A 7,145-nucleotide genomic window follows, 5' to 3' on the forward strand; every position below is an offset into this window, starting at 1 on the left:
GTATATAATAAAAATCGAAAATTAAATGAAGCAGACGGGAGCTTGTATGACAGGCTGAGAGGAAGGTATGACCTTCGACCGATAACCTGATTTGGATAATGCCAACGTAGGGATGCCTGAGCATAAGTGTATGTATAACGGGAAATTACCGAAATTGGTAATTTCCCGTTTTTTTCTTAACAGGCAGGACAGTCAGGGCTCATCAGGAAAAGAGGTGAAAATTTTGGTAAAGATAAATGGAGAAGAGCGGCCGGTACAGGGACAGACTGTAGCAGATTATTTAGAAAAAACAGGATACTGCACCCCCCGGGTGGCAGTTGAGAAAAACGGAGAGATACTGCCAAAGGCGGAATATGACAGTACTGTTCTGGAAGATGGAGACGTTATAGAAGTAGTGAGCTTTGTTGGAGGAGGCTGAAATGATACCCACAAAAGACGACATGTACAAAGCGCTTGAAGAGCGTCATGGAAAAGAGCTTCAGAAGAAATTTGCATCTGCCGCAGTGGCGGTCTGTGGTCTGGGTGGTCTCGGTTCTCATATTGCGTTTGCACTTGCACGTGCAGGGATAGGACGATTGCTCCTGATAGACTTTGACAGGGTGGATATTACAAATCTGAATCGTCAGCAGTACAAGGCGGATCAGATCGGACTGGACAAGACAGAGGCGCTTAAAGAAAATCTGAAGGAGGCTGCGCCTTATGTACAGATAAAAACTTATTGTAAAAAGCTGACAGAAAAAAATATTCCGGAGCTTTTGGATGAAGCAGACATTATCTGTGAAGCATTTGACGACCCGGAATGCAAGGCTGTTTTGACTGACACGGTGCTTAACCGTATGAAAGGAAAATATCTGGTGGCAGCGTCCGGGATGGCAGGACTTGGAAGTGGAAATATTATCTGTACCCGGAAGATCACAGAGAATTTTTACCTGTGTGGAGACGGGGTCAGTGAGGTGTCAGAGGAGACGGGGCTGTTTTCTGCCAGAGTGATGCTCTGTGCAGCTCATCAGGCGCATATTGTTTTGCGGATATTGGCAGGAGAACATGATGCATAAAAGCGAACAGATAAAAATACAAAGCTTGCAGGAAAAGGAGAAACAATTATGAAGGACGATAAGCTGATCATTGGAGGACATGAATTTCATTCCCGTTTTATTCTGGGATCAGGAAAATATTCCCTGAAGCTGATTGAAGCAGCTGTCAAGGATGCGGGGGCAGAGATTATTACATTGGCTGTCCGTCGTGCTAATACAAAAGAACAGGAAAATATTTTGGATTATATTCCGGAAGGAGTAACCCTTCTTCCAAATACCAGCGGTGCAAGAACGGCAGAGGAAGCAGTGCGTATTGCCTGTCTTGCGAGAGAGCTGGGATGTGGGAATTTTGTAAAGATCGAGATCATGCGGGATTCCAAATATCTTCTTCCGGATAATCAGGAGACAATCCGCGCTACGGAAATGCTGGCTGAGAAAGGATTTGTGGTGCTTCCCTATATGTATCCGGATTTATATGCAGCCCGTGATCTGGTTAATGCCGGAGCAGCTGCAGTTATGCCTCTGGCCGCTCCTATCGGATCTAACAAAGGACTTGCTACAAAAGATTTTATCCAGATTCTGGTAGATGAGATAGATCTTCCTGTTATTGTAGACGCAGGAATCGGAAAGCCCTCTCAGGCCTGTGAGGCAATGGAGATGGGTGCGGCAGCTATTATGGCAAATACTGCACTTGCCACAGCCGGAGATCTTCCGCTGATGGCAGCTGCATTTCGTCAGGCAATTGAGGCAGGACGGAAAGCATACCTTTCCGGACTTGGAAGAGTTCTTACCAGAGGAGGCTCTGCCTCGGATCCGTTAACAGGATTTCTCAGAGATTAAGGGGTGTAACTATGGAAAATCAGTTTTTTATCGATTCTGAATTCCTTTCAGAAAAAGCACTGGAAAAAAAGCACCGTCTGGAAACAGACCCGTCTTTTCGGAAAAATCATATGGAATACCTCCCGGGAATGGAAAGGATTTCGTCAGACGTATGTGAAAATGTCATAAAGCATATGGAAGAGTATGATTATACCCGGTATACAGCTGCAGATGTAAAGGCAGCCCTGGAACACGAAACATGCTCTATTGAAGATTTCAAAGCCCTGCTTTCTCCTGCAGCAGAACCGTTTCTGGAAAAAATGGCACAGAAAGCCAGCAGAGAGACCAGCAGACATTTTGGAAATACCGTATATTTTTTCACTCCTTTATATATTGCGAACTATTGTGAAAATTACTGCGTTTACTGTGGCTTTAACTGCTACAACCATATCAGCCGGATGAAACTTTCTATGGAACAGATTGAAAAAGAGATGCAGGTAATCGCAGACAGCGGAATGGAAGAAATTTTGATCCTGACAGGAGAAAGCCGGAGTCAGAGTGATGTGGAATATATCGGTGAGGCCTGCAGACTGGCACGGAAATATTTCCGCATGGTAGGACTGGAAATTTATCCGGTAAATACAGAGGAATATGCATATCTTCATAAGTGCGGTGCAGATTATGTGACGGTTTTTCAGGAAACCTATGATGCGGATAAATATGAAACTCTTCATCTGATGGGGCATAAACGAGTATGGCCGTATCGGTTTGATGCACAGGAGAGAGCCCTGAGAGGAGGCATGAGAGGCGTGGCGTTTTCTGCCCTTCTGGGTCTTTCGGATTTTCGGAAGGATGCACTGGCAACCGGACTGCATGCATATTTTCTTCAGAGGAAATATCCTCATGCAGAAATGTCTCTTTCCTGTCCAAGACTTCGTCCGATTATTAATAATGATAAGATCAATCCTCTTGATGTCCATGAAAAACAGCTTTGCCAGATCATCTGTGCCTATCGTATCTTTTTGCCCTTTGCAGGGATCACCGTATCCTCCAGAGAAAGTGCACAGTTTCGTAACGGCATCGTAAAAATAGCAGCTACAAAAGTTTCTGCAGGTGTTTCTACCGGCATTGGGGATCATGAAAAAAAGTACAGCGGAAAAGATTCTCAGGAGGTCTCAGGAGACGAGCAGTTTGAGATTGATGACAGCAGAAGTCTGGATGACATGTACCAGGATATTGAAGAGGAAGGCCTTCAGCCGGTGCTGAATGATTATGTTTATGTATAGGAATGCTGGAGAAAGGCACGGAAGGATATGAAAAAAAGAACAGAGATCATAAATGGTTCTGATATCCTGTCCGTAACAAACAGAAAGCTGTGCAGAGAAAAGTTTCTTGATCGTATAGAGAAGATCGCAGAAGCCCATCCGGCCGGAATTATCCTCAGAGAAAAGGATCTTTCGGAAGAAGAATACAGAAACCTTGCAGAGCAGGTATTGAAAATCTGCCGGAAACAGGAAACGAGATGTATCCTTCACAGTTTTTTTGATACAGCTCTTAAGCTGGAATGCGATGCAATTCATCTTCCGCTTTCGATACTTATGAATATGGATCCGGAAAAGCGAAAGCAGTTTCGGATTATGGGTGCGTCCTGTCATTCAGGAGAGGATGCAGTTCTGGCGGAGAAGATGGGCTGTACCTATATTACAGTCGGACATATTTTTGAAACGGACTGCAAAAAAGGACTGCCGGGGAGAGGTCTGGAGTTTCTGGAGCAGGTATGTCAGAAAGTTTCTGTTCCGGTTTACGCCATAGGGGGGATTACCGGAACTGCTATGGAAAAAATACGGCGTACAGGAGCGGCAGGAGCCTGTGTGATGAGTGGACTTATGACCTGTGAAGATCCGAAAGAATATCTGGAAGGATTCAAGGAGTGAACAGATGAAATTTAAAAAGGAAATGCTGCTGCTTTATGCAGTGACTGACAGGAAATGGACGGGAGAAAAAACTTTATATCAACAGGTAGAGGAAGCGTTAAAAGGCGGCGCAACGTTGATACAGCTTCGCGAAAAAAATATGTCGCAGGAGGAATTTCTCAAAGAAGCCAGGGAGATAACGGAGCTTTGCCATAGGTATGGAACAGCTCTGATCATTAATGACAATGTGGAGGTGGCTTTAAAAAGCGGTGCAGACGGAGTGCATGTAGGTATAGAAGATACTCCGGTAGAAGAGATACGAAAAATGACTCCCGGAGATTTTATCATAGGAGCTACTGCAAAAACAACAGAACAGGCACAGAGAGCTGAAAAAGAAGGGGCTGATTATATTGGGGTGGGAGCGGTATTTCCTTCTCCTACCAAGAAAAATGCTATCCGTATTACGCTGGAGCTGCTGAAAAAAATATGCAGCTCTGTCAGAATCCCGGCAGTAGCTATAGGTGGGATCACATATGAAAATGCAGGCACCCTTAGGGGCGGCAGAATGGCAGGAGTGGCTGTGGTATCTGCAGTGTTTGGAGCTGCTGATATCAAAAAAGAAACAGCCAGATTAAAGAAAAAAATTCAGGAGACAGTGTACTTATGAAACGTCCTACAGTTTTAACCATTGCAGGAAGCGATTCCAGCGGAGGAGCGGGAATACAGGCAGATATTAAAACTATGATCATGAACGGAGTCTATGCCATGAGCGCAGTAACGGCACTGACTGCTCAGAATACCATGGGTGTAAGAGCAGTTATGGAGGTTGCTCCGGAATTTTTAGAACAGCAGCTGGACGCAGTTTTTGAGGATATTTATCCGGATGCTGTAAAAATAGGTATGGTTTCATCCGGACCGCTGGTCCGTGTGATTGCAGACAAGCTTCGTTATTATGGAGCAAAAAAAATAGTAGTGGATCCTGTGATGGTGTCCACCAGCGGTTCAGTTCTTATGCAGGAAGAAGCACGGACGATTATGGAAGATCAGCTGTTTCCCATGGCCTCAGTGATCACACCCAATATTCCTGAGGCAGAGGTGCTTACCGGAAGAAAAATAAGAAGCAAAGAAGATATGGAGGCGGCAGCCTTATATCTGGGAATCCGTGGCATCCGGGCAGTACTTTTAAAAGGGGGACACAGTGTCAGCGATGCAGATGATCTTCTTTATGGCAACGGCCGGCTTACCTGGTTTCCTGGAAGGAGGATCCAGAATCCCAATACGCACGGAACAGGATGTACGCTGTCTTCTGCGATCGCATCTTTTCTTGCAAAAGGAATGGATGTAGAAGAGTCGGTGAAAGAAGCCAAGGAGTATATTTCCGGGGCGCTTGAAGCAGGGCTTGATATTGGAAAAGGAAACGGACCTCTGGATCATGGATATCGGATAAGCTATAAAAAAGCAGAAAGGGAAAATATATGAGAGAATATACAACACAGATGGATGCGGCAAGGCGCGGCATCATTACACCGGAAATGAAGATTGTGGCAGAAAAGGAATATCGTACAGAGGAGGAAATCCGTGACCTTGTGGCAAAAGGACAGGCAGTGATCTGTGCAAACAGGCTTCATACCTGCATTGATCCCAATGGAGTGGGCTCTATGCTGCGTACTAAGATCAATGTGAATCTTGGAGTATCCAGAGACTGTAAGGATTACGATGTGGAGATGAAAAAGGTAATGGCAGCGGTAGATATGGGAGCAGAAGCGATCATGGATCTTTCGTCTCATGGAAATACACAGCCTTTCCGAAAAAAACTGACGGGAGAATGCCCGGCTATGATCGGCACCGTTCCGGTTTATGACAGCGTGATTCATTATCAGAGAGATCTTTCTACACTATCTGCAAAGGATTTCATTGATGTGATCCGCCTGCATGCGGAGGATGGAGTTGATTTTGTGACTCTTCACTGCGGGATCACAAGAAAGACAATAGACCAGATCCGTACGCACAAAAGGAAAATGAATATTGTATCAAGAGGCGGATCTCTGGTGTTTGCATGGATGAGCATGACCGGAGAAGAGAATCCTTTTTATGAATATTATGATGAAATCCTGGATATCTGCCGGGAATATGACGTGACAATTTCTCTTGGAGATGCCTGCCGTCCAGGCTGCCTTGCAGATGCCAGTGATGTATGCCAGATTGAAGAACTGGTGCGCCTGGGAGAACTGACAAAACGCGCATGGGCCAAAGACGTGCAGGTTATGGTAGAGGGACCAGGTCATATGCCATTGGATCAGATTGAAGCAAATATGAAGCTTCAGCAGACAATCTGTATGGGAGCACCTTTTTATGTTCTGGGCCCCATCGTTACTGATATTGCTCCAGGCTATGACCATATTACCGCTGCTATCGGCGGGGCGGTTGCAGCATCAGCAGGAGCTGCATTTCTTTGTTATGTGACACCGGCAGAACATCTTGCCCTTCCAAATGTGGAGGATGTGAAGCAGGGTATCATTGCTTCGAAGATTGCTGCTCATGCGGCAGATATCGCTAAAAAAGTTCCTCATGCAAGGGACATGGACGACGCCATGGCAGATGCAAGAAGAACCTTTGACTGGGAAAAGCAGTGGGAGTGTTCTATAGATCCTGAAACTGCTAAAAGTATTCGTGATGATCGTGCTCCGGAACATGAGGACAGCTGTTCTATGTGCGGAAAGTTCTGTGCCGTCCGTAGCATGAATAAAGCATTAAATGGAGAATACATTGATATTCTTTAAGAGAAAAAGTATCACAGCCGTATGATCAGTACTGGTATCGGCGGATTGTTGGGGCGATTATAATAGTCGCTGCGGATTACCAGATATTTTTTGGAGTCAAGGTCTTTCAGCCAGGAAAGAACCTGCTCTCTTTCCTGAAAACCGGAATCTCCGCCACTGTAGATGCACAGAGAAATCATACCTCCTTTTTTCAGTAAAGTAAGGGACTGTGTAAGAGCCTGTATACTGGATTCTCCTTTGGTGGCTTTTTTGTGGTCACCGCCAGGGAGATAGCCAAGATTAAAGACAATACAGCTTATGGAATCAGATTCTGCATAGCGGTTCATGTTTATATGAGATTCCAGGAGAAGTGTATAATTATCAGGAGCGCCTGCATCGGTCAGGCGCTTTTTTGTATGGATAAGAGCCTGTTCCTGGATGTCAAAAGCAGTCACATGTCCATCTTCTCCACATAAAGTGCTGAGAAGAAGCGTATCATTTCCATTTCCCATAGTGGCATCTATGCAAAGATCTCCAGGTTTTACCTGTTCACGTATAAAATGAGCACACCACTCAGTGATTTGATATGAATTCATAAAATCATCTTCCTTTTTAAAAGT

General features: G+C 45.0%; 9 protein-coding genes and 1 riboswitch. Of the genes, 8 read left to right on the forward strand and 1 reads right to left on the reverse strand.

Annotated elements, in window-relative coordinates:
* Nucleotides 1–23: 23 nt before the first annotated feature.
* Nucleotides 24–130: riboswitch (TPP riboswitch) on the forward strand.
* A gap of 84 nt (nucleotides 131–214) precedes the next feature.
* From thiS to thiC, 8 genes are read left to right on the forward strand one after another with little or no spacing between them, the layout of a single operon-like run.
* Nucleotides 215–418, forward strand: coding sequence for a sulfur carrier protein ThiS (thiS, locus tag RDS42_RS10280; RefSeq protein ID WP_334307436.1), 204 nt, complete (start codon nucleotides 215–217; stop codon nucleotides 416–418).
* A 1-nt stretch (nucleotide 419) separates the two neighbouring features.
* On the forward strand, nucleotides 420–1,055 hold the full coding sequence (gene thiF / locus RDS42_RS10285) for a thiamine biosynthesis protein ThiF (protein WP_308783587.1): 636 nt from the start codon (nucleotides 420–422) through the stop codon (nucleotides 1,053–1,055).
* A 48-nt stretch (nucleotides 1,056–1,103) separates the two neighbouring features.
* A complete protein-coding gene (locus RDS42_RS10290) occupies nucleotides 1,104–1,874 on the forward strand; it encodes a thiazole synthase (protein ID WP_308783588.1) in 771 nt (256 codons plus the stop codon).
* An 11-nt stretch (nucleotides 1,875–1,885) separates the two neighbouring features.
* Nucleotides 1,886–3,139, forward strand: coding sequence for a 2-iminoacetate synthase ThiH (gene thiH / locus RDS42_RS10295; RefSeq protein ID WP_308783589.1), 1,254 nt, complete (start codon nucleotides 1,886–1,888; stop codon nucleotides 3,137–3,139).
* A gap of 27 nt (nucleotides 3,140–3,166) precedes the next feature.
* Complete coding sequence (locus RDS42_RS10300; RefSeq protein ID WP_308783590.1) at nucleotides 3,167–3,787, forward strand: thiamine phosphate synthase; 621 nt, start codon at nucleotides 3,167–3,169, stop codon at nucleotides 3,785–3,787.
* Nucleotides 3,788–3,791: 4 nt separating this feature from the next.
* Nucleotides 3,792–4,433, forward strand: coding sequence for a thiamine phosphate synthase (thiE, locus tag RDS42_RS10305; protein ID WP_308783591.1), 642 nt, complete (start codon nucleotides 3,792–3,794; stop codon nucleotides 4,431–4,433).
* Complete coding sequence (thiD, locus tag RDS42_RS10310) at nucleotides 4,430–5,245, forward strand: bifunctional hydroxymethylpyrimidine kinase/phosphomethylpyrimidine kinase (RefSeq protein ID WP_308783592.1); 816 nt, start codon at nucleotides 4,430–4,432, stop codon at nucleotides 5,243–5,245. The genes thiE and thiD overlap by 4 nt, the downstream gene beginning before the upstream one ends.
* Nucleotides 5,242–6,546 carry a phosphomethylpyrimidine synthase ThiC gene (gene thiC, locus RDS42_RS10315; protein ID WP_308783593.1) on the forward strand — a complete coding sequence of 435 codons (1,305 nt, stop codon included), beginning with the start codon at nucleotides 5,242–5,244 and terminating at the stop codon, nucleotides 6,544–6,546. Before thiD ends, thiC begins: the two co-directional genes overlap by 4 nt.
* Before the next feature lie 11 nt (nucleotides 6,547–6,557).
* Here thiC and RDS42_RS10320 read toward each other — a convergent pair whose 3' ends face one another.
* A complete protein-coding gene (locus RDS42_RS10320) occupies nucleotides 6,558–7,121 on the reverse strand; it encodes a class I SAM-dependent methyltransferase (protein WP_308783594.1) in 564 nt (187 codons plus the stop codon).
* Between the last annotated feature and the right edge of the window lie 24 nt (nucleotides 7,122–7,145).

The sequence above is a fragment of the uncultured Blautia sp. genome, assembly GCF_902497045.1.
Taxonomy (GTDB): Bacteria; Bacillota; Clostridia; order Lachnospirales; family Lachnospiraceae; genus Blautia_A.